The following is a 24,887-nucleotide window of genomic DNA, read 5'->3' as shown; positions in this document are numbered from 1 at the left end:
TCTATATAATTAAGGCTCAAAATTAGTATAATTTTTAAAACTGTAAGATGTACAAGCAAAAATTTAAAATAATTTTATCATTTCTCTTCATCCTTTCCAGCATTTTAATTTTTTCGCAAAAGAAATTTACAATCGTTTTGGATGCCGGTCATGGAGGAAGTGATCATGGAGCGAACAGGACTTATTCGGATATCGGAAGAGTTGCAGAAAAGGATGTTACGCTCGCCGTTACCCTGAAAGTAGGATCAATGCTGGAAAAAAACAGAGATTTCAAAGTAATATATACCCGTAAGTTTGACGAATACCCTTCTCTTTCAGACAGAACCAATCTGGCTAACAGAAGTAAAGCGGACCTTTTTGTCTCTATCCACTGTAATTCTTCGCAAAGACCTACAGCTTACGGAACTGAAACTTATGTACAGGGACCCAACCAGAATGATGAAAACCTGGAAGTAGCAAAAAGAGAAAATGATGTGATCTTTCTTGATGAAAAAGACAGACAGACTTTCGGATCTTATAATCCAAGTTCTCCGGAATCTCTTATTGCCCTGAAACTCCAGCAGAACAAATACCTGGAATCCAGCTTACTGCTTGGCGGACTGGTAGAAAACAATTTTGTAAATAAGGACAAAAGATTTTCAAGAGGTGTTTTCCAGAAAAACCTTCACGTATTGCGTATGAATGCAATGCCATCCGTACTGATAGAAACAGGATTCATCAACCACCCTGAAGAAAGTCACTATCTGGCCTCTGAAAAGGGACAGGACGAAATTGCAGAGAGTATTTATAATGCTATCATTGATTATAAAAAAGCAATTGACAGAAAAACAGGCGGAGGATCTGTTGCTATAAAAAGACCTGAGCCTGAAAAACCTGCGGAAACTCCTTTAAAAAATGATTTCAGAATTTTATTGCTGAGTTCTCCTACAAAATACAATGATGGAGATCCGGCTTTAAAAGGCTTAAACTATATTCTGCCTATTAAAGACAACGGCCAGTACAAATATTATTACGGGGTTACCAATATGGCTTCTGTAAGAGATATCAATCTTAAAACGGCTAAAGATGCAGGATTCAGAAATGCTTATGCAGTAGGATTCATGCCTAATCAGAAACTGCTGACTGGTTACTATACCATTGAGGTTTATACCGGCGATAAACTGAACGGCAACTCATTTATTCTTCAGACATTGAAAGATGTGGAAAGAAATAAAGAGAATGGCGTGTTCTATTACACCTATGGTAAAGTATTTACTCTGGAGGATGCTGTAAAGCTTCAAAAAGACCTTGAATCCAAAGGAATCAAGAATACTATTATCCAAAAAGTTTTCAAATAACGTAAAAAATAATTTTGAAGTTAAAAAGTTAATTATTACTTTTGCAACCTCAAAATTTGGCCTATTCGTCTAGTGGTTAGGACTCAAGATTTTCATTCTTGCAACAGGGGTTCGATTCCCCTATAGGCTACCAAATTTCATATCATGCCGGATTTAAAAATACAAGAAGCCAAACTTCTTTTTAAGAAAATCCACTCTAACCCAAAAAGTTACGATTTACAAATCAATGAAGACGGGATTACAGGCAGGGATGATAAAATAAGTTTCAGGCTTTACAGGACAGGAGAAAGGGTTGCTTTTGAAGTAACGATTGACGGACTTACCTTTACCAATACCACTGGAGAATGGAACAATGCGATGATTATGCTAAGCAGCACAATCAAGAAAATAGAACGAGAACAAGAGAATTTAAAAATAGAACAAGCAATAGATAAACTCAGAAAATACCTGTCAGAAGAAAATTGAAAAATTTCAGAAATAAATTTGGCAGATTAAAAAAAAGTTTATAGTTTTGCACTCACATTTGAACGATATGGCAAATCATAAATCAGCATTAAAGAGAATTAGACAAAACGAAGTTAGAAAAGTTCGTAACAGATATTATCACAAGACTGCAAGAACTGCTCTTAAAGTTTTGAGAAATGAAGAAAACAAAGCTGCTGCTACAGAGCAACTGCCAAAAGTTATCGCTTTATTGGATAAATTAGCTAAGAAAAATATTATCCACAAGAACAAAGCAGCTAACTTGAAAAGCAAATTAACAAAGCACGTTAATAAATTAGCGTAAAAGTATAGTTGGCCCGTTCGTCTATCGGTTAGGACCTCAGATTTTCATTCTGGTAAGAGGGGTTCGATTCCCCTACGGGCTACTAAATTTAATCATTACTAATTGGCGTGATTAAATAATAAGAGTTGTAAACTTATAAAAACAAAAAACTAACACACTATCTGATAGTGGAAGATAGAAGGCCCGTTCGTCTATCGGTTAGGACCTCAGATTTTCATTCTGGTAAGAGGGGTTCGATTCCCCTACGGGCTACTAAACAGGAAAAACGATTTAAATCGTTTTTCCTGTTTTTCTTTTAGGATAACTGATAAACCTATTTACAATTCCTTTCCTTACATTTGCATATCATCATATTTACCAAATCCCAACAAATATTTTGAACGGTTCGCAAAAATTAGCTGATGCCATTTCAAGGCACATTAAACTCACAAAAGAGGAACAAGTGCTGATGAACACTTTCTGGTCAGAAAAGACTCTGGAGAAAGGAGATTACCTATTGAGAAACGGGGAGATCTGCCGTACAGATAATTATATTGTTTCCGGAACCTTAAAAGCCTTCTGTATCAATGCTGATAACGGTAATGAAGAAATTCTTTATTTTGCAGTAGACAACTGGTGGGCAACAGATATGGACAGTTTTCGTAAACAGGAACCCTCCATATACAATATTCAGGCGCTGGAAAAAACAGACCTTTTGCAGATCAGTTTTCAGTCATTTCAAAAAATGCTGGAGCAGATTCCGTCTCTTGAGAGATATTTCCGCATCATTTTAGAAAGTTATCTTGGCGCGCTTCAAAAAAGAATTATCTACAACCATATTTATAACGCAGAACACCGTTACCTGGATTTTGTACAAAATTATCCGGAAATCACGGCTAAAATTCCACAATACCTCATTGCTTCCTATCTGGGAATTTCAGCAGAATTCCTGAGCAGAATCCGTAAGAAAAATAAAATCCATTGAACTAGGTCAATATCCTTCATTTTTTAAGTTCAGATCTTTGATTTATTAAATTTAAAGAAATGAACAACTTACTTATTATCAATGCAAGCATCAGAGATAAACGGTCATACAGCAGAAAATTAACACAACTATTTGTTGACAACTGGATGAGTAAATACCCTGATGATCATTTTACCTTCAGGGAAACAGGCATGGAAATCATTAAGCCTATTGATGAAAAATGGATTGCAGAAGCTTTTACAAAACCTGAAGACCGGAACGATGAAAACCGGGAAGCATTACAGCTTAGCAATGAACTGGTAAAAGAACTGAAGGAAAATAATATTTACGTAATTGGGACACCTATGTACAACTGGTCAATTCCCAGCGGATTAAAAGCCTATATAGATCAGATCATGAGGATTAATGAAACATGGAAATTCCGTTCCGGAAAACCTGATGGAGATTATGTCGGATTGCTTGAAAACAAAAAACTGTTCATTCTTTCAAGCAGAGGCGATACAGGTTATGGTGAAAACGGAAAAAACGGGCACATGAATTTCCAGACTACCTATCTGAAATTTATTTTCGGAATGATGGGCGTTAAAGATGTCACTATAATTTCACTGGATAACGAAGAATTTGGAGGAGAAATATTTGAACAATCCAAACAAGAAATTTTTCAGATCATCAGTACCATTAGTTAATTGGAACTAACACACAAAATACAGGAGAGATTAGGCCAGGGTTACGTAAGCCTTTTTGCTATTGCAGCTTTTATAGGGATTATAACTGCCTTTTTGCCGAACATTAAGGGACGAAAGAAATAAAACATAGAATTAATATCCCAAAACATTTACTAAGAAGTATTTTCGAATTGTAGAATATAACGCAGTCATTCACATTCAATAAAAAACAATATGATATTTTCTATGGTTAAACATTAATAACCTATAAAAAATCGGCGGCCCTTCGGGCCGCCGATCCATTGAAATAAAATAGACTGTGAAAACTATTTCTTGATCAATTTCTGTTGATATACTCCTTTATCAGTTACAGCCTTCAGAATATACATTCCGTTAGGAAGCGTACTTACATTAATCTGACTGTTGTTAAGCTGTGTATTTACCAACTTACCTGAAGCATCATAAACAGAAACATTTAAGATTTTCTCCTGAGTTTTAATGGTAAGAATATCTGTCACCGGATTCGGATAGATACTGAACTCAATTTTCTTCACTTCAGCAGTAGCTAAAGTAGAAGCAGTACTGTTTACGGTGAGTATTTTCTCAATTACTTTTCCGTTTGAATTAAAACTGATCCTGATATCGGCGGTTCCGGAAGCTAATGGAGTTAAAACAAGTTCATCATTAGCATTGATTACTGCAGAAACAGCTGCTGGATTTGAGTTTGATTTAACTGTTTTTACAATCGCAGAAGAAAGATTGTCTTCATCCGAAACAATGGTTTTCAGATCAATTGTTGATGTGGAATTCACATTAACCTGTGACGGGAAAGTATTACTTACTGCCGGTAGCGTATTGTCAGGGAATACTGCCAAAGCCGGGAACCAGTAATAATCATTAAGTATTTTCGTGTTTGTAATAGTTCCGCTGATATTTATAGTATGAATCCAGTTTTTCTGGTAATGAGCACCAAAACCACTTTCCGTAGTATTTAGGATCAGTTCATCGGATACGGGGTTTACACGAAGTCCGGCACCGTAAGGAATTTGTTTATAAGTTCCTGTTTGCCCAGGAATTGCTGCAAAATTTTCATTAAAGGTTTTTGTTGTTACGTCAAATTTCACAATCTGTGTTCCGGAGCTGAAACTGTTAATGGAATTGATCCAGTATAAAACATTCTGCTTACTGCTTGCTGAAAAGCTTCCGGCATTCCAGGCTCCCCATGAACCCAGGTATTTCGTTGTGGGAATATTATATGAAGTTGTAGCAAAAGTTGTCGGGTGAATATTCACCACTTTCTGATCCTGGATCGCCCAGATACTTCCGTCTTTTGCCTGAACAATAGAATGGAAAGCTCCGGGTATAGTATTAATCAGGGTATCATTAGCAGGATCTATAACCAGAATTCCGGCAGACTGCTTTACAGCAAACACATATTTGGAAGAACGGATCATGTTCCCGATCTGCCCTGCATACTGACCACCTCCGCCTGTTCCGGCAATCAGGTTTCCTACCTGTAAATTAGCGATATCAAATACAAATATCCCGTTAGAAGCTCCAATGTAGCCTTTATTTTCATTAACGCCTACAAAAGACCTTCCGTCACCACCGCCGATATTATTAAACCCGGCAATTTTCTGCATCGTTTGTGCATTTGCCACAACCAGTCTTCCACCCGGAGTATATTGAGTATCTCCCCCATCTGCAGCCTGCTTGGAGACAAAATAAAATTTATCACCATAGATCGTCCCGTATTGGGTTGTTGCTCCAAAGGCATGATTATTATTCGCATTGCTGTAAACACGGTAATTAACTTGTCCGTTATTGTCAATAAAGTTTACCGATCCGTTGGTATGCCCGAACCATTCTTCATTCACCATAAAATAACCATTCGTAAAATTGGTGGAAGCAACGTAAGAAGAAACCGGTGTCAATGTTGAAGAAACCGGAAAAGAATTCATTCCCGGGTTAAAATTCCATACATCCCATGAACCGTTCTGAAGCACACGGGAAGAAGCCCCCACTCCGGAATATCCGAAATCGGCATCTGTAGGATCTTTTACCCAATAAGACCAGTAGCTGTTATACCATCCCGACCCCCAATGATCTCCGGCATCTGCTGCGGTATAATCATCAAAATCATAAGCCGCTGTATTGACGATGCCACTTACAGGGTAAAGAGGATATGTAGTATTTCCGTTTTTGTAAAGCGCATTGGTATTCTGTCCGTTCAGGTCAAAGCCTAATCCTCCGATTGCTGTTCCGAACTGGGTTCCCGGATAAAGCAATGTAAAAAACCTGTGATCTGCCTGGGCAATCGCCTTCAGCATATCTTCTCCGGTTGCATTGCCATTCCATCTGAATCCCCACACAAGAGCATCAGGATTCTTACTGTCGTTCCACTGAACAACAAAAGCTGCTTCATTTGTTCCGCTTCCCACCCAATACTGGATATCAGAAAAACTGATATTGGTGGTTACGGCTGTATTCAGCTGATTGCTGCTGATTGTGCCCGGAATATCATTGCGGGGCACACCCTGTACTTTTATCTGTGCATTCGCAAAGAACGTAAACAGAAACAGTACGGTAAAAAGGTAAAACTTTTTCATTTTAAACTATTTATTAAATTTTGTAGTCTTTATTAATTAAAATGCAGATCATAGGCTCCCGCCACTTCGGTAGAAATTTCTCCCAACCAACCGGCCTCCTGATTGACTCCTGTATAAACCTTGATAAAATCGATACCCGGAAGTTTTACATATTTTCCGTTTTGATCTACTGCCCAGGAAATATCAATATTTGAGGCTTCATCATTGTTGGGTGCATTGTCTGCGTATCCATAATCATAGGATGTTCCCACCCAATAAGTCCCCGTTCCGCTCTGGTCGTAAAAATTATCCTTAAGTCTGGTTCCGGTCAGGCTGTAAGAAGCAGTCTGGAGCCATAGAGGATAATAGCTTTGTGCATGGAAGGTATTTTTAGTTTTAAATCCAGAATTCCCAAAATTGTCCTGCCATTTGATGTACTCCACATCAGTCTGCCAAAACTCACTTCCGGGAACGGGGGGCTTATTTTCATTGGGTTTGAAGTAGGTGATGTTATAATTTTTTGTAGTTGAATTTTTAAAGTATTCGCTGCCGGCAATTTCGTACCATTCGTCTTCATCCGGTTTGCCATTTTTATTCTTGTCGTAGCCAACCATGATAATTCCGGGTTCACATGATCCTGTTCTGGCTGTACTGGAATTATTTCCCCAGAATGCATTTCCCAGGATTTTGAAATCCCTTCCTTCAAGGTTTGGAATTGTATGGTCGAAACCAAAAGAAACATATCCCCCGAAACCTCCCAACGTAATCATGGTGGAATTTCCTCCAACCAATGACTCCTTTGCTTTTTGAAGCATATTCGCTTCAGTATTTCCGGTTACATACTCGGGAACTTCGTTGATGAACTGCCCGGCAGCGGGACGGAATTCGAAAACATTGGCGATGTATTTACTGTAAGGCGTTTGTTCTTTATTCACAATAATCTTTGACTGATAAGTCTTCACTGCTCCTTTCAGTTCTACCTTTAAGGTTAAAGGATATGTTTTTATATAAGCGCTTACAAAGTCCAGCTGAAGATGATCAGAAATGATGGAATCGTTAATGCTCCAGGTTAGCTGTCCTTCAATTTTGGGATTTATATTTAAAAGTTTTAATCTGTCAATTGTATAAGCTTCTTTAAGAACTTCCGCAGGAAATGTCACTTCTTCCGCTACTTCTTCAGTATCACTTTTACAGGCTGTTACTGCCAATACAATTGAAGAGAAAAGCACAGTTTTTATAATTTGAATCGTCTTTCTTTCCATTTTTTCTGATTATTTATATAAGAAGGTAAAATGAGCGGGGATATTTCCGCCTTCGGTTTTCCATTTGAATTTCCCGTTTTTATCGAAACAGTACACATATCCGGTAGTCACATAATTTCTGGCATCTGTAAGATAGATGTCTTCTGTATAAGGGTTTACAGCAATTCCGTAAGGGGCTTTTATTTCATCGGCATATTGTTGATCAATAATTTTAGTGGCAATGACCTGCTCGGTTTTTACATCAATAATCCCGAAGGTTTTTACGTAAGTATGTGTATTATAATTGAATTCATTTCCGTAGTAATACAACTTGTCATTCACGATGGTCATTCCGCTTACTGCGACATGGAAATCTTTTTTCACAGTTCCGGTAACCGCATCTACAAGAAACAGGCTTGACGGGATATTGTAATAATCTCCCCTTGAGCTCACATAAAGATCACCGTAATTATCTTTCTGCAAACGATGAAGATTGATAGCCACATCAATTTTCTTTGTCTGTGTAAAACTGTTGAGATCAATAACAGAAACAGTTCTGTCATAATTCGGGAACATATACCCCCCGGAATTCGCAACAAAAAGCTGATCGCCTATAATCTCCATTTCCTCAGGCTGGTACCCCACCACAACCTGTCTTTCTATGGCAAGAGAAGCCGTGTCGATTTCAACTACTTTTCCCGGTGGAGAATTTGGGTTCAGCTCAACGGGGCCTGCGTAACTGCTTACGTACACTTTTTTGCCTTTAAAAGACATATACCGGCAATTTTGAAGCTGTATCGTCTTGATGCGTTTTGCAGTTTTAGCGTCCAGTACCTCAATTTTATTGGAAACATTAACGACAACATACATTTTGCTTCCGTAAATCATGATGTCATTTCCCACGTCACCCAGCTCTTTTACCACATCCGGGTTGATCTCCGCATAAATGTTCCTGTGATAAGTTCCTGTAGCATAATCGAAATAGTCCAGTGTACATTTGTTGCTGCCCATATTTCCTTCGTTTAAAAGATAAAAACCTTTAATGGGAGTATCTTCACCTGTACTTACCTCATCTTTTTCAGACGGGACTACATAATCATCCGTCCGGCATGAGAACAGGAAGAAAATGGTAAAAGCCAGCAGGCAAAAGTTTAGTTTTTTCATAATGTAAAGCTTACAATGAGTTTAAAATTTCTTCCGGGCATAGGATAGTTCCTTACCACGTCATAATATTGATTGAGAACATTATTCACCTCAAAACTGGCTTTGAACTGATAAGAATGCCAGCTGAATTTCTTCTGAACAGATAAATCATGGGTATACCACGGCTGAAGATAATTAGCCCTGATATTATTGAGCTGTGCGTCATAGCGTTCTCCCGTGTACATAAAACTGTAGTTGAAGCTCCAGTCCTTATAATCTGCCATCATGGTAAAGGTCACGGCATGCCACGGCACATAAGGAATCTGATCGCCGTAATAATCCTCTTTTTTATCAGTATAATCTCCGGCACGCTGATAGGTGTAGCTTACAAGAGGTCTTAATTTGATCTTATTTAAATCAAATTCAGCCTGTATATTTACATCTGCCCCTATAATCCTTACATCACCCAGATTTGTCATCATCCACCTGAATAAATTGGTTGTAGGAACGGCTACGATCTTATTTTCTACTTCGTTATAATAACCATCCACTTTCGCATAAATTCCTTTAAAAAAATGATGGTCATAAAGTTTCTGATAAGTAAATCCTATATCATATTGGCTGGTATATTCAGGCTTCAGCATGGTATTTCCAATCATGGTATAATACAGGTCGTTGAAAGTCGGCATCCTGAAAATCCTTTTATAAAATGCTCTTACTGTAAAATTATTTGATTCAAAAGGCTGGTAACTGAGAAATGCAGAAGGTGTCCATTCCGTTTTATCAGGCGATTTTGCATTTTTTTCTACATTTTCATGAACAAAAGTTCCAAGAACGCTTCCAAGAAATTTGAATCTGTTCCACTGATAAGTTGTTGCAAAAGCCAGTAATGAAGTATACCGCGTTGGATATGAGAAATCCCTCAAACTCGCATCCAGATTATTATACTGAAGATCAAAGCTTGCGCTCACATCCCAGTTTTTGTTGATGGAGTAAATGTTTGATGAAGAAAAATAAAGTTCCCTCTGAACATAAGAATTATCTATAGGCAAAACGGTTGTAGCTACATTAACGGTATCCAGGAATCTGGAATAATCATAAGCAAATTTGGCTTTAACCTGAGTTTCAAATTTTGGAAACAGTTTTTTCCTGAAACCGGCCTGCACAAAATAGTTTTCATCCAGCATTTGCTGTCCTTTCGGGCCAAAGTCATTGTTTACAATGGCTGTAGGAATTCCCCGTTCCGAAATATACCCGTAACCGCGTACATTCCAGCTTCCGTCATTAATGGTCCCGTTAAAAGCAGCTTCAAAACGTTTGCCTCGGATATAAGAATCGTATCTTCTGGCAATAGTATCATTGGCAACAGATCCATCTGAATTCTTTTTTTCATATTTATACTTATACAAGCCGTCGCTCTGCACAAATTCCGAGCTGAAACTTGCTGAAACTTTATCTGAAATCTTCTGTTCTAAACGAAATGAAGGGTTGAATAAGCTAATGGAACCGAGCTTAAGTTTAACTATTAAATTGGTTTTCCGATCCTCTTTAAAAACCGGTACTTTAGGCTGAAGATAAATAGATCCTGAGGACCCGAAATCCTTTGCCGGCTGAAAAATTTCGCTTTTCTGACCGTTATACAATGAAACCGACTCAATATCATCCAGTGAGAATTTTCCAAGATCCACTACTCCATTCTGGGCATTCCCAAGCTGAATTCCATCGTAAAACACTCCCACATGCTGGCTTCCCATGCTTCTGATATTGACCGTTTTCAAACCGCCCATCCCGCCGTAATCTTTGATCTGTACTCCGGAAAAATACCGTAAAGCATCGGCAACAGACTGGCTGTTCAGTCTTTCGAGCTGTTCCCCGGAAAGAACCTGAGCAGGAAGAATTTCTTTAAAGTCTTTTTTGTAAATCCGGACCGGAAGAATGGTTTTCTCCCGGATGGTATCTCTGGATTGAGAGAATATAAGTTGTGAGGTTATCACAAACAATATGACAACTCCTTTTTGAAACCGTGAAACAGTAAGTTTTCCGACCATTAGCTCATTTGGAATAATGATGCCTGCTAATGGATATAGGTATAAGGTAGCAACAACAAAGCACAGCTGATACTGCACAAAGTTATTGTTGTCCTAAGCTTTATTCCACGAAAGCATCAAACGTTCATCCTCCGGCAGGTCTTCTGACTTACTCCGTTTTTGAAATCCTTCCCATTAAAAAACAGTGGATATAATCTTCAAAAACTTTGATGTGGAGCTTACAGCAGCGGGTCTGTTCCGGATTTTCACCGGATTCCCTTTTAAGTGCTTTTTACAGCGCACCAGATTGTGGCAAAGATAGAAAATTATTGACAGATGCAATACACGGCATAATAAATTAATTCTCAATACTATGAAAAGAGCAGATTTGTTGAGTGATATACTAAAACTGGTGGCTTCGAGAACCTCGGCCACCAGTTTTTAGAAATTATAATTAAGAGTACAATATTTCTATTAATAATGAACATTGAATAACCCATATTTGGTGGCTGAGGCTCTCGAAGCCACCACTCCTGTCAGATTCCAAAATTGATAAAAATACTGAACCGGGATTTCGCTTCAATATCTCCTCCTGCAAGATTGGAATAAGTGGGTAACATTACTTCCCCACCCAAACTGAATTTTTTATAAGAAGCCTCAAAACCAAACTTTCCATACAAAGCGCTTCCGGCTGTGTTGGGTAATACTTCATCAAACTGTTTATTCTTATCATAAACTTCACCCTGAAGTCCGGCTTTGGCAGAAAAAATTGTTTTTTCGTTTCCTGCGACCTGATAAAATCCTGTCATTGCGTAATTCCATTGATTTCCGAAGCGGTAATGTTTCTTGTTCTCTGTTTTCACGGTATAATCTGTATTAATCAGAACTGCCAGTTTATTTTTCTGAAATTTATAATTCAATGCAGCCTGATAGTCCCAGCTTCCCGTTCCCAGCTGAAAACTTGGATTGACACCTGAGATTCCTTTTTCATCAAATTTACCTAAGGGAATTTTTACCCCAAAACCGCCATTGAGCTGATGAAAATTATCTTCGGAACTGATTAACCTGTATATTCCCATGAGATTCATATCTCCGATACCGTTAATATTGATATCCCCCCGCATTGTTTTCTTCTCATGAAAATGGAAAGGCAGGCTGGCGTAAATACTGAGCTTCTTTGTCAAAGGAATTTTACCCCAAACCTGAAGCGTATTGAAATACTGGTCCTGTGTGAGATTTTTTACAAAAAGGTTTTCTTTGGCCTTATAATGCTGGGCAAAATACTTTACACCAATAAACTGGGGATTCAATAAAGATTCAAAACCTGAAGAGCCGTTTCCGGCTGCACAGCCACATGCGTCACAATCATCCAGCATTCTGCTGATTTCATTTCCAATATAAAGGCTGTCATTCATTATTTTAGCCTGATATGTCAATGATAAAGTCAGGCTGAGTATAAAAATTATTCTGTTCATGATTATTTTCATTCTGCAAATTTTGGATTGGAAATAAAATTTTTATCAGACAGGGTTTTCAGGAATACAATGATCAACTGCTTTTCCTGACCGTTCATTGCAATACCGACATGACCGTTCTGTTTCAGCTGCGGATCAAGGTTGGGATTATCTTCCACACTATCTGAATAGAAATTAAGAACTGCTTCCAATGTATAAAATCTGCCGTCATGCATATAAGGTGCGGTATATTCTACATTTCTGAGACTTGGCACACGGAATTTCATCCAGTCTTTCTGGTCCAGGGTTACGCGGTAACGGCCCGCATCTTTGAACTGTTCATTATAATACATTCCTGAATTCCTGAAGCTTTCATCGGTAAATAATTCCCCGCTGTGACATGAAGCACATTTCTGCTGAAAAAGAGCCATTCCCTGAGATTCTTCAGAAGAGAAAATTTCTTTTCCCTGTTTCATTCTGTCATATTTTGAATCTGCAGAGATCATGCTTGCCATAAATTGTGACAATGCTTTTAATATTCTCTCTCCGGTCACATTTTCATCGCCATAAGCTGCCATGAAGAGTTTTTTATATTTCTGGTCGTCTTTTAGTTTGGAAATGACATCAGGCATTGAACTGTCCATTTCATTGGCATCTGTAATGGGAATGATGGGCTGCTCGTTCAGGTTATGAATTACCCCGTCCCACATATATCTTTTCAGAAAAGCCATATTCTGAACAGGTGGTGCATTTCTGGTTCCGATTCTGTCATCAACTCCATGACTTACATTATGGCCGTGATGGGTAAAAGCATTTTCCTGAATATGACAAAACCCGCATGAAATGGTATTATTTCTCGATAGTCTTCCTTCATAAAATAATTTTCTGCCCAACTCCACTCCGTTTTTGGTAATGGGATTTCCGGATGCATCAAAAGTCATTTCAGGGAAATAAGACGGAAACTGCAACGGATAAGATTCATCTTTTTCAAGTGGCTGGATCACCTCATCAGAACAGGATATGCAACCTGAAAAAACAATGATAACCAATATTATCTTTAATACAATCTTAATCATTGTGTACATGATCTACTTTAAACATTGCTGTAAGGTTATCTGTAACGTCTACCAGATGCTGACTTGATCCCATCATCATATTATTGGCTGTATCTAAGGTAAGAGACTTACTTCCGCTCAGAAACTGATTGAGATCTGAAAGGATATGTACGGAAGGTTTTATCTGCGATGTTACTCTGGCAGTAGTGGGAAGATTCAACGTAATTTCCCGGTAAAGGTCGGGAGTATTATTAGCGGTTACATTTCCCATATTTCCTGTGTGATTCATGAATTCCATATCTGCTGCAGTTGCTCCGTATTTTCCTTCCAGTTTTACGAAAATATAACCTGCTGACCAGGACCAGGACATCCCTTTCTGCTTGGCTTTGTTCCAGAATTCTGCCTGACCGTCCTGCCCCAGCAGATAAGCTTTCTGACTGATCCCCAAACCGAATTTTATTTTTGGCACCTACATACAATTTGACACCAACATTTAAAAATATTATCTATTCCACATAGGTAGTATTTTTTATTATTTTTCACTATTTTTGGAAGAAATCTTAACTTTTAATTATGGATGATTTATCAGATGATTTCATGAAATTTCATGATGAAATTATATGTGAAAATGCACAACTTAAAGCTAAAATAGAAGCCTTAGAAAATTTAGTAAAATCTTCAATATTTCTATTGTTTGATACCTCAAATTACAACCAATTAATGAAAGAATATGTATTAAAACAAGCAAGTGATTTTGATAGTATTTCACGGCGTAAGCAAGTTTATGACTCTCGATTTAGTACAGACATAAAACGTGAATATCAGTTTAATCTTAACCAATTACTTGAAGAACTAAAATAATTTAGATTTAATATACTGTTCTTAATATTTAAAATTAACTCAAAAACTTAAATTTTGAATATCTGTATATAACTATATAAAATATTCAAAATGGAAAATAACGAAAGGCTTATAACAGCATGTATAAAAGACGAAAATGATAATCTTACAGCAAAATCTTGTTTCTTTAATACTATTGATGAATTAACCAAAGAAATTGATGACCACATCAATGAACTAAAGTTACAAAATACAGAAATCTACATCGATGATTATAATGAGATTTTTTCTGAAGATGAGAAAAAGATTTTAGCTGATAAAGGTTATCATCTTGATACATTGTAATTGATTATGAAAATCAACATATTATTACCAAATAGTCTTCATATAGAAGGCTATTTTTATTTTGTTACCAATTTATTGTAAGTCAAATTGCGTCCTTTGATGTTTGAAATCAAATGCATAAATCTTTCATTTGGGCTCATTTTTCTTGTGTTATATCTTAGAACAAATTCATGAAGATATGCTTGTATATGGTTTCTTGAAATAACTCTATAAACACCAAAAATAGCTCGTTTAATATTACTCCAAATATTTTCTATTGTATTTGTATGAGTTGTTCCATTCACGTATTCTTTCTTTTTATGGTTTACTCTTAAATGATTAATATACTTAGGCAAACCATCATACCCTGGCCATTCGTCAGAATGAACAGTACTGGTCATTTCAGCAATTTTTAAAATCCAAGGTTCTAATTCTTCACGTTTTGTAGATCCCACAACCATAATGACAGCTTTACCACCTCGTTGTACCAATCCAAAAACAGGAACTTTATCGATTAAACTTCTTCCTTGCGATTTTTTAACCTTTTTATTAGCGTGTCGATTTTTATTTTTCCCACCTATAAATGTTTCATCAACTTCAATATCTCCTGACAATAAAGTAAAATTCTCAAACTTACAAAACTCTCTTAATTTGTGTAATAGCAACCATGTAGTCTTTTGTGTCAAGCCTGAATCTCTATGTAATTGCATTGACGATAAACTACCTTTATGACTTGTAAAAAACCATATTGCTATTATCCAATCCTGAAACTTTATATTTGAGTTCTTAAATAATGGGATATGTCTTATAGTGAAATACTTCCCTGTGTTTTTACACTTGTATTTATGCTTACATTTATAAACTTTTGATGTCTTGTCAAATGGCGAAACGGGCTCTCCATTCCAAAAAATTTGTTCTAAAAAATCTATACATTTTTGTTCAGTATTGAATGTGTTTATCAATTCCCTAATAGATTTAAACTTCAATTGATTTAAAATATCCATATGTTCTCATTTGAACATATAGTCCGGAAAATGGGGATTTTATAAGATGTTTCATGGAATGTAACGCTAAAGTTTTGCTAAATAAAAACAAGATTATTCATCTTCAGAAAAACTCTTTATATTTGTTTAAAATTATGGATATAACATATCTATAAAACATTTTTCGAACACATTAAGAAGGTGTAAACTTATTGTCTCTAACGAATCTGGTAAATTATTTAGGACGATAATAAGTAAACTGACCTACGCTATACTTTTATGGCGTGGGCTGTTGCTTATTCGTCCATGGCTTACCAGAGCCCGTTAGAGAATTAGTTAGCAGTCCCACGCTTTCTTTTTTATCTAATAACAATTCTTCTTCGGGACTCGGAAGAAATTAAAAATCACATTTATGATTTATTGCATTATGGATTTCCGTAAGGAAATTAACCCTTTACAAAATAGTTTTGTAAAGTTTAAACTATTAGAAAACCTATTTTAAACCATGAAAAAAATCCTACTATCAGTAGCTATAATGGCTACAAATTTTGCATTTAGTCAAATCACACTTGAAACAACTTACACATCAGAGAATCTACAAGTTTATACAAATGCAACTGAAACAAATTATTATTCTGTTGGTCAGAATCTTACAACAGTTAAGATTTACAATGCTAATCACACATTGAAAAAACAATTTTCACCAACTATTCCAACAGGGTATTCAATGAATATAAGTTCTTATAACAATTTCATTCTATCTAAAAACATTTTTAATACAGATAATCTTTTAGAAATTGTTGTTGTTTTTAGTAAGTATGATAATGGTCTTATAAACAAAATTGTAATCTTTAATGAAGACGGACAAATAGTTAAAGACTTTGGAGAAAATTATAGATTTGATGATGAATTTGATTTCTATGTTTATCATGACAATACAACCAATACTAATAAATTAAGGCTATACAAAGTCACAATAAACTCTACTGAAATCTATAATCTTTCGACGACTTCACTTGCAGCAAAAGAAGTCCAATCTCAAAATAAACTATCTGCATTTCCAATTCCTACAAACAAAATATTGAACATTATAAACCCAGATAATGGAGCTAATAAGGTTCAAATATATGATACATCAGGAAAGTTGGTTATGAATAAAGTTTTCAGTTCTAATGAGGACAAAATAGCTATTGATGTTGAAACTCTTACAAAAGGAATTTATATCTATAAAATTGGAGAGTTGAGTTCCAAGTTTATTAAGAATTAAAATTGACTTCAAATAATAATCCCACTGACAAAAAGTGGGATTTTATTATGGTTTTCCGTAATAAATCTGGTATTTTTCTTTGTAATTTTGTGAAAATTAAAATATTATGAAAAAAATCTCAACCTTTCTAATTCGTATTGAACTATATAATTCTGAAGATGCTGATTACGATGATCTTCATGACGTTATGTTTGAAAACAAATTTTCAAAAAAACTTATTGTTAATGAAATTTTATATCAGTTACCAAGGGGGCAATATTGCTCATTTGATGAAATTAAGGATGACGAAGGAAACTTAATTGATAATGAAGACGAAGTAGGTACAATAGTTATAAATTCAATTCAAACAGTTTGGGAAGATTTTGGTCTGACAATAGCAAAAGTTGATGGTATAGTGAAAGCGTATAATCTTAAAACTATAGAATAACGTATTTTTCAGAAGTTAATAAAACCTGTTCTATATTTTTCTACATCATGTTTATAATCTACGAAAATATCACAATTAGGTTTTTCAATGGCTACTACAATATAATTTAAGGGTCTATCTGGTTTTATTTCATTTGGTATTGTGTAAAATCCACGTCTTTTAAATTCTTGAAATAATTCTTCATTAGTAATTTTTTCGATGTTTTTGTTTTCTGTATTTTCCATTTGGGATTAATTTTAAGTTATATTATTCAAAAAGAGGACACAAAGTCCTCTTTTTCTTTATATAAAATCCGTAAATAAGAATCACTATAAGATAGTTCTATTAATAGATTTTAAAGTTGGTGTCAAATTGTATATAGATACCTTATTTTTTTATAATTATTCTTCGGAATTCCGTTCAGGTCAATATAAATAATTCCGGCTACGGCATCTGCCTGATCTATGATAAAAGCTCCTTTATCAGGGTTATTTTCATTGTATTTGAATTCATTTCCGTTTTCATCAATTAATGCGATATTACTGATGACATATTTCAGGGTTGAGAATGTATGTTTTTGCCCGGCAACAGATGTCTGTACTGTTTGATTTAATACGATATCACCCAGGTTACTGAATCCGTTTTCAAATTTGAGTTGTAAACTTCCTGATGTGGTATCCTGTGGATCATCGTTATCAGTGTTCCGGCAAGATGATAAGGTGAATAAAGTAATGGCAATACATAATAATGATAAAAATTTGTAGATTTTCATTTTGATTTTTTAAGTTGAATTTTTGAAATAGAAATGCTTTTGAATGAGTGAACATTCATTTTTTTAAACCACAAAAGACACAAAAGTTTTTGGACACTTCAGCTATTCAAAGTGTATGTGAAAAACCAAATAGAAGAACACTTAAGTTTTTTTGATAATCTGTGATTATCTATGTAAGACTATATTTTCAAAAATTATTTAAAAATACAGCTGAACAAAGTGTTAAAACTCTTGTGGCTTGTGATGATTAAAATTGAGCTTAAAAAACCGGCGGTTTGAAAATTTGTTTCAGAAACAGAAAAGAATAGGCTGTTTCGTAGAGAAAACTGAAGTTTAAAGAAAGAAACTTCTCTGCTTTTTGGATTGTAGTAATTTCAGGAAGTGTGCAGATATCCAGGATTTTTTGTCCTGAATTCTTAGTTTTATTCAAAGGCGAGGAATCTGAATCGTTCGTCTTCGAGAGTTCTTTGCTCAAATAGCATTTTCCGTTGCAATGAAGCTCCGGCTTGCTCTTATTGATACAAAGAACTGTGGAAATATAGTCATAATTTACAGCATACTCCATCAATGGGATCAGTGGTCTGAACGCCATGTAAAAAGTGAGGAATATGCTGCAAACTAAGTTCATTTTTTATTTTTTGCTTACTGCTTCATCGTATCTTCTGCTTACTTCTTTCCAGTTCAGCACGTTCCAGATGGCGGCAAGATAATCTGCTCTTTTATTTTGATATTTCAGATAATAGGCATGTTCCCAGACATCAATCCCTAAAATTGGAGTTCCTTTTTCCTCTACTACATCCATTAAAGGGTTATCCTGATTTGGTGTTGAAGAAACAAACAGTTTTCCATTCTTATCTACAGAAAGCCATGCCCATCCGGAACCGAAACGTTCTGCCCCTGCTTTGCCTATTTTCTCTTTGAATGCATCCATGCTTCCGAAGGTTTCATTGATGGCTTTTGTCAGTTTTTCAGAAGGCTGTGTATTTTTTACAGGAGTAAGCACTGTCCAGAAAAGCTCATGGTTATAGTGTCCTCCGGCATTATTTCTTACTGCCGGGCTAAGTTTGGAAACTCCTGAAAGGATCTGAAAAAGGGTCTGCTTTTCCTGAGGTGTTCCCGCAATGGCTTTATTCAAATTGGCTACATACGCTGCAGCATGTTTTGAATAGTGAATTTCCATAGTCTGGGCATCTACTGAACCTTCCAATGCGTTGTAGGCATACGGAAGCGGTGTCTGCTTGAACTGCCCAAAAGCGAATTGTGCAGCAAATACGGCACTTAAAGCTGCTATTTTCAAAATCTTCATAATGTTTTGTTTTATGGTTTAACAATATTTTTTATTTAAAGAAAGGGAGGTGGAGGATGGAAGAGGGAAGTTATTTCAGTCTGAAAACTACTCTATTCAATTAAAACTGATGAGAACCATTGAAACTTACCTTATCAATAACTCCCATCTTCTGCCTTCCATCTTCCATCCTTCTTTATTTCAATAATTTCTTAATATCCTCAATCAATATTTCCCGGTCCGGATGATATTTCCCGTTGAGTTTTGGTGTTCTCCCTTCCGGATCTTCATAATTCAGACCTGAATAATAAAGGATCGGCATATTGTCTTTATTATACCTGCAACGGATGTTTCCTTCTTTATCTACAAGGGCAATCATACCGCTGTGGTTAAGACTTTCACTCTCATCTTCCTTATCTCCTACATAAATATTGAACTGGTCCGCCAGCTTTCCGATATAATCTCTGTCTCCGGTAAGAAAATGCCAGTCCTGGGATTTTGCTCCTACACTTCTGGCATGTTGTTTCAATACTTCCGGTGTATCATTTTCCGGATCTATGCTTATGGAAATAATTCCAAAATCGGGGCTGTTTACCTCATCTTCAATAAACCTCATATTGCGGTTCATCACAGGGCAGATAGTGGGGCATCTGCTGAAAAAAAACTCTACGAGATATACTCTTCCCAGCATATCTTTATTGGTAATTTTCCTGTTATTCTGATCTGTAAGTTCAAAACCGGGAACTTTCATTACGGTATACAGATTCTTTTTAAAATACCCCATGCCCACACCTATTCCCAGAAAAAGCAGTGCAAAGATCACAATCGGAATGATTATTTTTCTTTTCGTTCCGGTATCAGCTTTTTTATTTCTGGACATACTTCTCAGGACTTTTTTTGAATTCGTCTTTACAATAGGTACTGCAAAAACCGTACGTTTTATTTTTGTATACTACGGTATCCTTCATATCGTCTTCTGTTTTCATATGGCAGATCGGGTCTTCTGCGTTGGCAAATTTTACTTTTTTTGCTATTGATTTTGAAGATGAAGTACTTTTTTTATGCTTTACTTTAGGCGTTTCCTGAGCACACGCAAATAACGAAACTGACAAAAATGCAGTTAAAATAATTTTTGATTTCATTTTAATTTTAAATTGAAATTAATAGTGGTATTGGATAAAATTGGCTGATTCTTAAACTAAACTTAATATAAACCTTTCTATTGTTGAGTACAGTAGATTTTATCCCAAAAATATTTATTGGCAATGAATATTTACAGAAAAATTCAAATCAACTAAATGCTTAGTTTAAATTAAAAATTATGATAAAGGAGGATGGAAAATCCGTGAAAAATAATCAGAAGAGTGATCTATGACATCCCTTGAATTCACAGACTGTGATTCCAAGTCGTAAGACTTATGAGCTGAAAATGACAGTGTTTCATGGGTAACAAAAACATCCAGTACAGAAATTTTCATAACCTGGGAATTACTGGATTGCTTTTCAGTTTTTGCAAGTTCTTTGCTAACGTAGCATTTCCCTTTACAAGTTGATTGCGGAATGTTTCTGTTCTCACAGAGATTTTTTACAATATAATCATAGTTCACAGCATAGTTTACCAATGGCAAAACAGGGCGTAATGCGATGGTAAAAATGATGAATATGGAAATAAAAAATCTCAATGATCAGTTCTGTTTTACAAATATACTACTCAAATTGGGTTTATGCTTTATTTATGATGAATGTCATTGTTATTTTTTGATGGCAAGGTGATGAGCCGAAGCTGACGGAAAAGCAAATCTCCGCTACAGTTGTAACGGAGATTTTTTTATCTCGCTGATTTTGCAGATTAAGCAGATTTTTGATTTTGTTTAAATTCGTATGTTTTATTTTTCACTTACGATGTGCGGACTCTTAACTAAAACTTCATTCTTTGAATTCTTACTGCATTTAAGATGGCCAGTAAAGCAACTCCTACATCTGCAAATACAGCTTCCCACATGGTTGCCAAACCTCCGGCTCCAAGTGCCAACACAACAGCTTTTACAGCAAAGGCCAGGATAATATTCTGCCAGACTATCTTTTTGGTCTGCTTCCCAATATTGATCGCCATTGGAATTTTACCCGGTTTATCATCCTGAATAACCACATCGGCGGTTTCAATGGTGGCATCGCTTCCAAGTCCGCCCATAGCAATTCCTACGTCACTTAAGGCAACTACCGGAGCATCATTTACGCCATCTCCCACAAAAGCTACGGTCTGATTTTTTGCTTTGATCTCTTTTACCTTATTCACTTTATCTTCCGGTAAAAGATCCCCAAAAGCACTGTCGATACCGAGCTGCTCAGCAACATATTGTACAACAGTGCTTTTATCACCGCTTAGCATGGTTGCTTTTACCCCCATTCTGTGCAGGCTGTCAACGGTTTCCTTTGCATCACTTTTTATACTGTCTGCAATGGTAATGTAGCCCGCAAATTTTTTATCGTAGGCTATAGCAATAAGTGTATATACAATGTTAGTATGATTGATATCGTAGCTGATATTGAATTTATCCATCAGCTTAAAATTTCCTACAAGCAGCTCTTTCCCATTCACCATTGCTTTTAATCCATGCCCTGCAATTTCTTCTACATTTTCCAATGGAATGGAATAATCAATTTCACCTGCATAATTATGTATTGCTGTGGCTACAGGATGTGTGCTTTTGCTTTCGAGTGCATTGACAAGCTTTAAGATTTCTTCTTTATTGAATTCAGGTTTAATATTCACTTCCTGTACTTTGAATACACCTTCTGTCATGGTCCCTGTTTTATCCATCACTACATTCTGAATCTCAGCAATACTGTCTAAAAAGTTACTTCCTTTAAAAAGTATTCCATTTCTGCTTGCTGCTCCAATTCCGCCAAAATATCCTAACGGGATGGAGATTACCAATGCACAAGGGCAAGATATCACAAGGAAAACCAATGCTCTGTAAAGCCAGTCCCTGAATATGTAATCATTCACAAAGAAATAAGGAAGGAGGCAGATTCCTATGGCAAGAAAAACAACAATGGGTGTATATACTTTGGCGAATTTCCTAATGAATAATTCAGTCGGGGCTTTCTGTGCGGTGGCATTTTGCACCAGTTCGAGAATTTTACTGAGTTTACTGTCTTCGTAAGCTGTATTTACTTTCACAAGGGCAATACTGTTCATATTGATCATTCCTGCCAATACTGCTTCGCCTCTCGTTTTAGTATCCGGTTTGCTTTCTCCGGTGAGTGCAGCTGTATTGAATGATGCTGATTCTGTCATCAGTTCACCATCCAACGCCAGTTTTTCGCCCGGTTTCAGCTGAATGATGTCTCCTATTTTGGTTTCTTTTGCTTTAATGGTCTTAGGCTGACTGGCTTCAATAATCGTTACCTCATCAGGACGCTGATCCAGCAAAGCTTTGATATTTCCTTTTGCTCTTGAAACAGCCATTCCCTGAAATACTTCACCTACCGAGTAGAAAAGCATTACGGCGACTCCTTCCGGATATTCTCCAATTGCAAATGCACCTACTGTCGCAATTCCCATCAGGAAAAATTCGGAGAAGACATCTCCCTGGACGATGCTTTCATAAGCTTCTTTCAAAACAGGAAGGCCTACAGGAATATAGGCAGCAAGGTACCACACCAGGCGTACCCAACCGGTGAACCATTCTGGCTTTATATAATTATCCAGGGCTATTCCTATAAGCAAAAGCACGAAAGAGATAATGGCAGGAAGAAACATCTGGAAAGTCGTTTTGCCTGTATCGTGAGAGTGGTCGTGTCCGTCGCCTTCGGAATGATCATGTTTATGCTGTTCTTTTTTTGGTTTTGTACTGCAACATTCTTCCATAAGTACTATTTTGATGTAAAATTAGGTGTATACGAAATGCAATACTATTGCAAACTTTCAAGACAGTTTTCACAGATTCCTTTGGCAAAAAATCTTATTTCATCGATCCGGAAACTGGTCTGAACATTTTGCGGAAAGGAAATATCTTCCCTGCAGGTGGTCTGTTTGCATATTTTGCAGTAAAAATGGAGGTGCCAGTCTTTGTGTGTCTTTTCATTGCAATCGTCATCACACAGCTTATATTTTGTTGTGGTATTTTCCTGTATGCTGTGAACGATTCCTTTTTCTTCAAAGGTTTTCAATGTCCTGTAAATTGTGGTCCTGTCCGCATTGTCAAAATGACTTTCAACTTCTGAAAGGGACAATGCAGCTTCCTGGGTACTCAAAAAATCATACACCAGAATTCTCATGCTGGTGGGTTTGGTATTTTTGTCGATGAGCTTATTTTCTATATCTTTTTTCATTTCTAATTTTTTTAAGATGTACTTTCTATTCTCTGATCTGAAAATTGGTATGGCTGCTCCTGAAATTCTACCGTAAACACCTCTAATTTAGGCATAAAAACAGTATTTTTCCCGGATTGTCCTTATAAATCAATTATCATTTCCTTGATTTAATGCTCATGCCCGCCGGAATTGGAAAGCTTTGCATTAACGAAAAAGGCTCCTTTCACTACGATACGTGCATCAGCCGGAATTTCCTGTACGGGTGTAATTGCCGTGTAGCCCATATCCGAAGTTCCTTTTATCACTTCTATCTTTTCAAAATTTAAAGTTCTTTTCTGTTGGGCCGGTTCTTCTTTTTCGTTTTTGTGGTTATCTGCGGATTCTTCTTCATGGTCTTCTACTTTTTTATCTGTGCGGATAAAAATATAATATTTACCGTCTGCTTCTACGATGGCTTCGTTAGGAACGGCAGGAGTTGTATTTTTATCCAGACTTACGATTCCGGTAATATTCATCCCATCAATGAGGCCTGCTTTGTTTCCTGTCACGGTTCCATGAACGGAAACGGTTTTGCTTTCGTTTTCAAAAGAAGACCCTACGCTATAAACCTCTGCATCGTATTCAGTTTCGGGATTGTTGGTCAGCTTGAAATGAACAATCTGTCCTACTTTCATTTTAGGAAGGTCTTTTTCAAAAACCTGCAGATCAAGATGGATAGAATTGTTGTCAATGATCTCTGCAACGGGTGATGAAACATCTACATAACTTCCGATCTGTGCCGAAATACTGCTGACCGTTCCGCTGATCGGCGCGGTAATAACCAATCCGGATCTCATATTGGAATTATTTACTTTTCCGGGACTTATCCCCATCATCTGTAATTGTCTTAGCAATGAAGCTCTCCTTGTTCTCAATGTTTTAAGTTCGGCATCGGAGCTCTGAAGGTTTTTCTTTGCTCCTGCATCATTGTCGAAAAGCTCTTTCTGCCTTCTGTATTCCTGTTCTGCATAGGTAATCCTGCTGTTCGTGGTCAAATAGTCTTCCTGTAATTGGATAAATTCAGGATTCGCAATGGTGGCAATCACCTGTCCTTTTCTGACGATACTTCCTACCTGTACATTGAGGGTTTTAATGACCCCGCCATACAGGGATGTTATGGTTGCTTTATTATTATTCGGAACTCTGAGAAGGCCATTTGCTTTGATGGTGGAAGTAAGTTCCTTCATTTCTACAGGGCCTAAGGATATTCCGACGGACTTTATCTGTTCTTCCGTTAATGAAACGATGGCTTGGGTAGTTTCTTCATGATCTGTTTCGCTCTTTTCTGTTTTTGTTTCAGCTTTTTCTGCCTGGATTTCTTTTTTTCCACAACTTAGCAGTAAAAATGCTGTGACGGTCAGATATATGATATTGTGCTTTATTTTCATGT

Annotated in this window: 27 protein-coding genes, 3 tRNA genes and 1 riboswitch; of the genes, 12 read left to right on the top strand and 18 right to left on the bottom strand. The window is 36.5% G+C overall.

Annotated features, from left to right (window positions below; all coding sequences use genetic code 11):
* Window positions 1–47: 47 nt before the first annotated feature.
* The 8 genes from HNP36_RS13840 to HNP36_RS13805 all read left to right on the top strand — a co-directional run bounded on the left by HNP36_RS13840 (window position 48) and on the right by HNP36_RS13805 (window position 3,774).
* Window positions 48–1,337: an N-acetylmuramoyl-L-alanine amidase gene (locus HNP36_RS13840; protein ID WP_184164696.1), complete on the top strand. Its 1,290-nt coding sequence runs from the start codon at window positions 48–50 to the stop codon at window positions 1,335–1,337.
* A 58-nt stretch (window positions 1,338–1,395) separates the two neighbouring features.
* Window positions 1,396–1,470 (top strand) — tRNA-Glu (locus HNP36_RS13835).
* Between the two features lie 11 nt (window positions 1,471–1,481).
* The gene (locus HNP36_RS13830) at window positions 1,482–1,802 is read left to right on the top strand and encodes a hypothetical protein (RefSeq protein WP_047454243.1); all 321 of its coding nucleotides are present in this window, start codon (window positions 1,482–1,484) and stop codon (window positions 1,800–1,802) included.
* A gap of 67 nt (window positions 1,803–1,869) precedes the next feature.
* The gene (rpsT, locus tag HNP36_RS13825) at window positions 1,870–2,124 is read left to right on the top strand and encodes a 30S ribosomal protein S20 (protein WP_048501176.1); all 255 of its coding nucleotides are present in this window, start codon (window positions 1,870–1,872) and stop codon (window positions 2,122–2,124) included.
* 10 nt (window positions 2,125–2,134) lie between these two features.
* A tRNA-Glu gene (locus HNP36_RS13820) sits at window positions 2,135–2,206 on the top strand.
* 98 nt (window positions 2,207–2,304) lie between these two features.
* A tRNA-Glu gene (locus HNP36_RS13815) sits at window positions 2,305–2,376 on the top strand.
* A 124-nt stretch (window positions 2,377–2,500) separates the two neighbouring features.
* The gene (locus HNP36_RS13810; protein ID WP_228456379.1) at window positions 2,501–3,088 is read left to right on the top strand and encodes a Crp/Fnr family transcriptional regulator; all 588 of its coding nucleotides are present in this window, start codon (window positions 2,501–2,503) and stop codon (window positions 3,086–3,088) included.
* Between the two features lie 59 nt (window positions 3,089–3,147).
* On the top strand, window positions 3,148–3,774 hold the full coding sequence (locus HNP36_RS13805) for an FMN-dependent NADH-azoreductase (RefSeq protein WP_184164693.1): 627 nt from the start codon (window positions 3,148–3,150) through the stop codon (window positions 3,772–3,774).
* Between the two features lie 305 nt (window positions 3,775–4,079).
* On the opposite strand, the gene HNP36_RS13800 is transcribed toward HNP36_RS13805, so the two are convergent.
* The 7 genes from HNP36_RS13800 to HNP36_RS13770 all read right to left on the bottom strand — a co-directional run bounded on the left by HNP36_RS13800 (window position 4,080) and on the right by HNP36_RS13770 (window position 13,730).
* Window positions 4,080–6,362 carry a DUF5074 domain-containing protein gene (locus HNP36_RS13800; RefSeq protein ID WP_184164689.1) on the bottom strand — a complete coding sequence of 761 codons (2,283 nt, stop codon included), beginning with the start codon at window positions 6,360–6,362 and terminating at the stop codon, window positions 4,080–4,082.
* A gap of 32 nt (window positions 6,363–6,394) precedes the next feature.
* The gene (locus tag HNP36_RS13795; RefSeq protein ID WP_184164685.1) at window positions 6,395–7,603 is read right to left on the bottom strand and encodes a cell surface protein; all 1,209 of its coding nucleotides are present in this window, start codon (window positions 7,601–7,603) and stop codon (window positions 6,395–6,397) included.
* Between the two features lie 9 nt (window positions 7,604–7,612).
* A complete protein-coding gene (locus tag HNP36_RS13790) occupies window positions 7,613–8,746 on the bottom strand; it encodes a YncE family protein (RefSeq protein ID WP_184164682.1) in 1,134 nt (377 codons plus the stop codon).
* Complete coding sequence (locus HNP36_RS13785; protein ID WP_184164678.1) at window positions 8,743–10,773, bottom strand: TonB-dependent receptor plug domain-containing protein; 2,031 nt, start codon at window positions 10,771–10,773, stop codon at window positions 8,743–8,745. The genes HNP36_RS13790 and HNP36_RS13785 overlap by 4 nt, the downstream gene beginning before the upstream one ends.
* Before the next feature lie 115 nt (window positions 10,774–10,888).
* A riboswitch (cobalamin riboswitch) is annotated at window positions 10,889–11,074 on the bottom strand.
* Window positions 11,075–11,288: 214 nt separating this feature from the next.
* Complete coding sequence (locus HNP36_RS13780; RefSeq protein ID WP_184164674.1) at window positions 11,289–12,227, bottom strand: transporter; 939 nt, start codon at window positions 12,225–12,227, stop codon at window positions 11,289–11,291.
* An 8-nt stretch (window positions 12,228–12,235) separates the two neighbouring features.
* Window positions 12,236–13,282, bottom strand: coding sequence for a cytochrome-c peroxidase (locus tag HNP36_RS13775; protein WP_184164671.1), 1,047 nt, complete (start codon window positions 13,280–13,282; stop codon window positions 12,236–12,238).
* The gene (locus HNP36_RS13770; RefSeq protein WP_228456377.1) at window positions 13,275–13,730 is read right to left on the bottom strand and encodes an MbnP family protein; all 456 of its coding nucleotides are present in this window, start codon (window positions 13,728–13,730) and stop codon (window positions 13,275–13,277) included. The genes HNP36_RS13775 and HNP36_RS13770 overlap by 8 nt, the downstream gene beginning before the upstream one ends.
* A gap of 104 nt (window positions 13,731–13,834) precedes the next feature.
* On the opposite strand from HNP36_RS13770, the gene HNP36_RS13765 reads away from it, so the two are divergent.
* Both HNP36_RS13765 and HNP36_RS13760 read left to right on the top strand, forming a co-directional pair.
* Complete coding sequence (locus tag HNP36_RS13765; protein ID WP_184164668.1) at window positions 13,835–14,122, top strand: hypothetical protein; 288 nt, start codon at window positions 13,835–13,837, stop codon at window positions 14,120–14,122.
* Window positions 14,123–14,212: 90 nt separating this feature from the next.
* Window positions 14,213–14,446 (top strand): hypothetical protein, encoded by a 234-nt coding sequence (locus tag HNP36_RS13760; protein WP_184164665.1) that lies wholly within the window; start codon window positions 14,213–14,215, stop codon window positions 14,444–14,446.
* 56 nt (window positions 14,447–14,502) lie between these two features.
* On the opposite strand, the gene HNP36_RS13755 is transcribed toward HNP36_RS13760, so the two are convergent.
* Complete coding sequence (locus tag HNP36_RS13755; protein ID WP_184164662.1) at window positions 14,503–15,429, bottom strand: IS1595 family transposase; 927 nt, start codon at window positions 15,427–15,429, stop codon at window positions 14,503–14,505.
* Between the two features lie 484 nt (window positions 15,430–15,913).
* On the opposite strand from HNP36_RS13755, the gene HNP36_RS13750 reads away from it, so the two are divergent.
* Window positions 15,914–16,675 (top strand): T9SS type A sorting domain-containing protein, encoded by a 762-nt coding sequence (locus HNP36_RS13750; RefSeq protein WP_184164659.1) that lies wholly within the window; start codon window positions 15,914–15,916, stop codon window positions 16,673–16,675.
* Window positions 16,676–16,781: 106 nt separating this feature from the next.
* Window positions 16,782–17,102, top strand: a complete 321-nt coding sequence (locus HNP36_RS13745) for a hypothetical protein (RefSeq protein ID WP_184164656.1) — start codon at window positions 16,782–16,784, stop codon at window positions 17,100–17,102.
* Between the two features lie 8 nt (window positions 17,103–17,110).
* On the opposite strand, the gene HNP36_RS13740 is transcribed toward HNP36_RS13745, so the two are convergent.
* The 10 genes from HNP36_RS13740 to HNP36_RS13695 form a co-directional block, all read right to left on the bottom strand.
* The gene (locus tag HNP36_RS13740) at window positions 17,111–17,326 is read right to left on the bottom strand and encodes a hypothetical protein (RefSeq protein ID WP_184164653.1); all 216 of its coding nucleotides are present in this window, start codon (window positions 17,324–17,326) and stop codon (window positions 17,111–17,113) included.
* A gap of 122 nt (window positions 17,327–17,448) precedes the next feature.
* Window positions 17,449–17,853: an MbnP family protein gene (locus HNP36_RS13735; RefSeq protein ID WP_228456375.1), complete on the bottom strand. Its 405-nt coding sequence runs from the start codon at window positions 17,851–17,853 to the stop codon at window positions 17,449–17,451.
* Window positions 17,854–18,112: 259 nt separating this feature from the next.
* Complete coding sequence (locus tag HNP36_RS13730) at window positions 18,113–18,481, bottom strand: hypothetical protein (protein ID WP_184164650.1); 369 nt, start codon at window positions 18,479–18,481, stop codon at window positions 18,113–18,115.
* Between the two features lie 3 nt (window positions 18,482–18,484).
* The gene (locus HNP36_RS13725) at window positions 18,485–19,159 is read right to left on the bottom strand and encodes a superoxide dismutase (protein WP_184164647.1); all 675 of its coding nucleotides are present in this window, start codon (window positions 19,157–19,159) and stop codon (window positions 18,485–18,487) included.
* Window positions 19,160–19,334: 175 nt separating this feature from the next.
* A complete protein-coding gene (locus HNP36_RS13720) occupies window positions 19,335–20,018 on the bottom strand; it encodes an SCO family protein (RefSeq protein WP_184164644.1) in 684 nt (227 codons plus the stop codon).
* Complete coding sequence (locus HNP36_RS13715) at window positions 20,005–20,280, bottom strand: YHS domain-containing protein (RefSeq protein ID WP_184164641.1); 276 nt, start codon at window positions 20,278–20,280, stop codon at window positions 20,005–20,007. The genes HNP36_RS13720 and HNP36_RS13715 overlap by 14 nt, the downstream gene beginning before the upstream one ends.
* A gap of 177 nt (window positions 20,281–20,457) precedes the next feature.
* Window positions 20,458–20,820: a hypothetical protein gene (locus tag HNP36_RS13710; RefSeq protein ID WP_184164638.1), complete on the bottom strand. Its 363-nt coding sequence runs from the start codon at window positions 20,818–20,820 to the stop codon at window positions 20,458–20,460.
* 236 nt (window positions 20,821–21,056) lie between these two features.
* Window positions 21,057–22,706, bottom strand: coding sequence for a heavy metal translocating P-type ATPase (locus HNP36_RS13705; RefSeq protein ID WP_410494189.1), 1,650 nt, complete (start codon window positions 22,704–22,706; stop codon window positions 21,057–21,059).
* 350 nt (window positions 22,707–23,056) lie between these two features.
* Window positions 23,057–23,476: a Fur family transcriptional regulator gene (locus tag HNP36_RS13700; protein ID WP_184164632.1), complete on the bottom strand. Its 420-nt coding sequence runs from the start codon at window positions 23,474–23,476 to the stop codon at window positions 23,057–23,059.
* 149 nt (window positions 23,477–23,625) lie between these two features.
* Window positions 23,626–24,885: an efflux RND transporter periplasmic adaptor subunit gene (locus HNP36_RS13695; RefSeq protein ID WP_184164629.1), complete on the bottom strand. Its 1,260-nt coding sequence runs from the start codon at window positions 24,883–24,885 to the stop codon at window positions 23,626–23,628.
* Between the last annotated feature and the right edge of the window lie 2 nt (window positions 24,886–24,887).

Origin of the sequence: Chryseobacterium shigense, from assembly GCF_014207845.1 — a bacterium.
GTDB classification, from domain to species: Bacteria; Bacteroidota; Bacteroidia; order Flavobacteriales; family Weeksellaceae; genus Chryseobacterium; species Chryseobacterium shigense_A.
This window is presented reverse-complemented; position numbering and strand designations above follow the sequence as displayed.

Bases quoted from the DNA above. Each gene is read 5' to 3' on its own strand.
- HNP36_RS13840 (WP_184164696.1), top strand. From the start codon at position 48: ATGTACAAGCAAAAATTTAAAATAATTTTATCATTTCTCTTCATCCTT.
- HNP36_RS13830 (WP_047454243.1), top strand. From the start codon at position 1,482: ATGCCGGATTTAAAAATACAAGAAGCCAAACTTCTTTTTAAGAAAATC.
- rpsT (WP_048501176.1), top strand. From the start codon at position 1,870: ATGGCAAATCATAAATCAGCATTAAAGAGAATTAGACAAAACGAAGTT.
- HNP36_RS13805 (WP_184164693.1), top strand. From the start codon at position 3,148: ATGAACAACTTACTTATTATCAATGCAAGCATCAGAGATAAACGGTCA.
- HNP36_RS13800 (WP_184164689.1), bottom strand. From the start codon at position 6,362: ATGAAAAAGTTTTACCTTTTTACCGTACTGTTTCTGTTTACGTTCTTT.
- HNP36_RS13795 (WP_184164685.1), bottom strand. From the start codon at position 7,603: ATGGAAAGAAAGACGATTCAAATTATAAAAACTGTGCTTTTCTCTTCA.
- HNP36_RS13790 (WP_184164682.1), bottom strand. From the start codon at position 8,746: ATGAAAAAACTAAACTTTTGCCTGCTGGCTTTTACCATTTTCTTCCTG.
- HNP36_RS13785 (WP_184164678.1), bottom strand. From the start codon at position 10,773: ATGGTCGGAAAACTTACTGTTTCACGGTTTCAAAAAGGAGTTGTCATA.
- HNP36_RS13780 (WP_184164674.1), bottom strand. From the start codon at position 12,227: ATGAACAGAATAATTTTTATACTCAGCCTGACTTTATCATTGACATAT.
- HNP36_RS13775 (WP_184164671.1), bottom strand. From the start codon at position 13,282: ATGATTAAGATTGTATTAAAGATAATATTGGTTATCATTGTTTTTTCA.
- HNP36_RS13765 (WP_184164668.1), top strand. From the start codon at position 13,835: ATGGATGATTTATCAGATGATTTCATGAAATTTCATGATGAAATTATA.
- HNP36_RS13760 (WP_184164665.1), top strand. From the start codon at position 14,213: ATGGAAAATAACGAAAGGCTTATAACAGCATGTATAAAAGACGAAAAT.
- HNP36_RS13755 (WP_184164662.1), bottom strand. From the start codon at position 15,429: ATGGATATTTTAAATCAATTGAAGTTTAAATCTATTAGGGAATTGATA.
- HNP36_RS13750 (WP_184164659.1), top strand. From the start codon at position 15,914: ATGAAAAAAATCCTACTATCAGTAGCTATAATGGCTACAAATTTTGCA.
- HNP36_RS13745 (WP_184164656.1), top strand. From the start codon at position 16,782: ATGAAAAAAATCTCAACCTTTCTAATTCGTATTGAACTATATAATTCT.
- HNP36_RS13740 (WP_184164653.1), bottom strand. From the start codon at position 17,326: ATGGAAAATACAGAAAACAAAAACATCGAAAAAATTACTAATGAAGAA.
- HNP36_RS13735 (WP_228456375.1), bottom strand. From the start codon at position 17,853: ATGAAAATCTACAAATTTTTATCATTATTATGTATTGCCATTACTTTA.
- HNP36_RS13730 (WP_184164650.1), bottom strand. From the start codon at position 18,481: ATGAACTTAGTTTGCAGCATATTCCTCACTTTTTACATGGCGTTCAGA.
- HNP36_RS13725 (WP_184164647.1), bottom strand. From the start codon at position 19,159: ATGAAGATTTTGAAAATAGCAGCTTTAAGTGCCGTATTTGCTGCACAA.
- HNP36_RS13720 (WP_184164644.1), bottom strand. From the start codon at position 20,018: ATGTCCAGAAATAAAAAAGCTGATACCGGAACGAAAAGAAAAATAATC.
- HNP36_RS13715 (WP_184164641.1), bottom strand. From the start codon at position 20,280: ATGAAATCAAAAATTATTTTAACTGCATTTTTGTCAGTTTCGTTATTT.
- HNP36_RS13705 (WP_410494189.1), bottom strand. From the start codon at position 22,706: ATGGGAATTGCGACAGTAGGTGCATTTGCAATTGGAGAATATCCGGAA.
- HNP36_RS13700 (WP_184164632.1), bottom strand. From the start codon at position 23,476: ATGAAAAAAGATATAGAAAATAAGCTCATCGACAAAAATACCAAACCC.
- HNP36_RS13695 (WP_184164629.1), bottom strand. From the start codon at position 24,885: ATGAAAATAAAGCACAATATCATATATCTGACCGTCACAGCATTTTTA.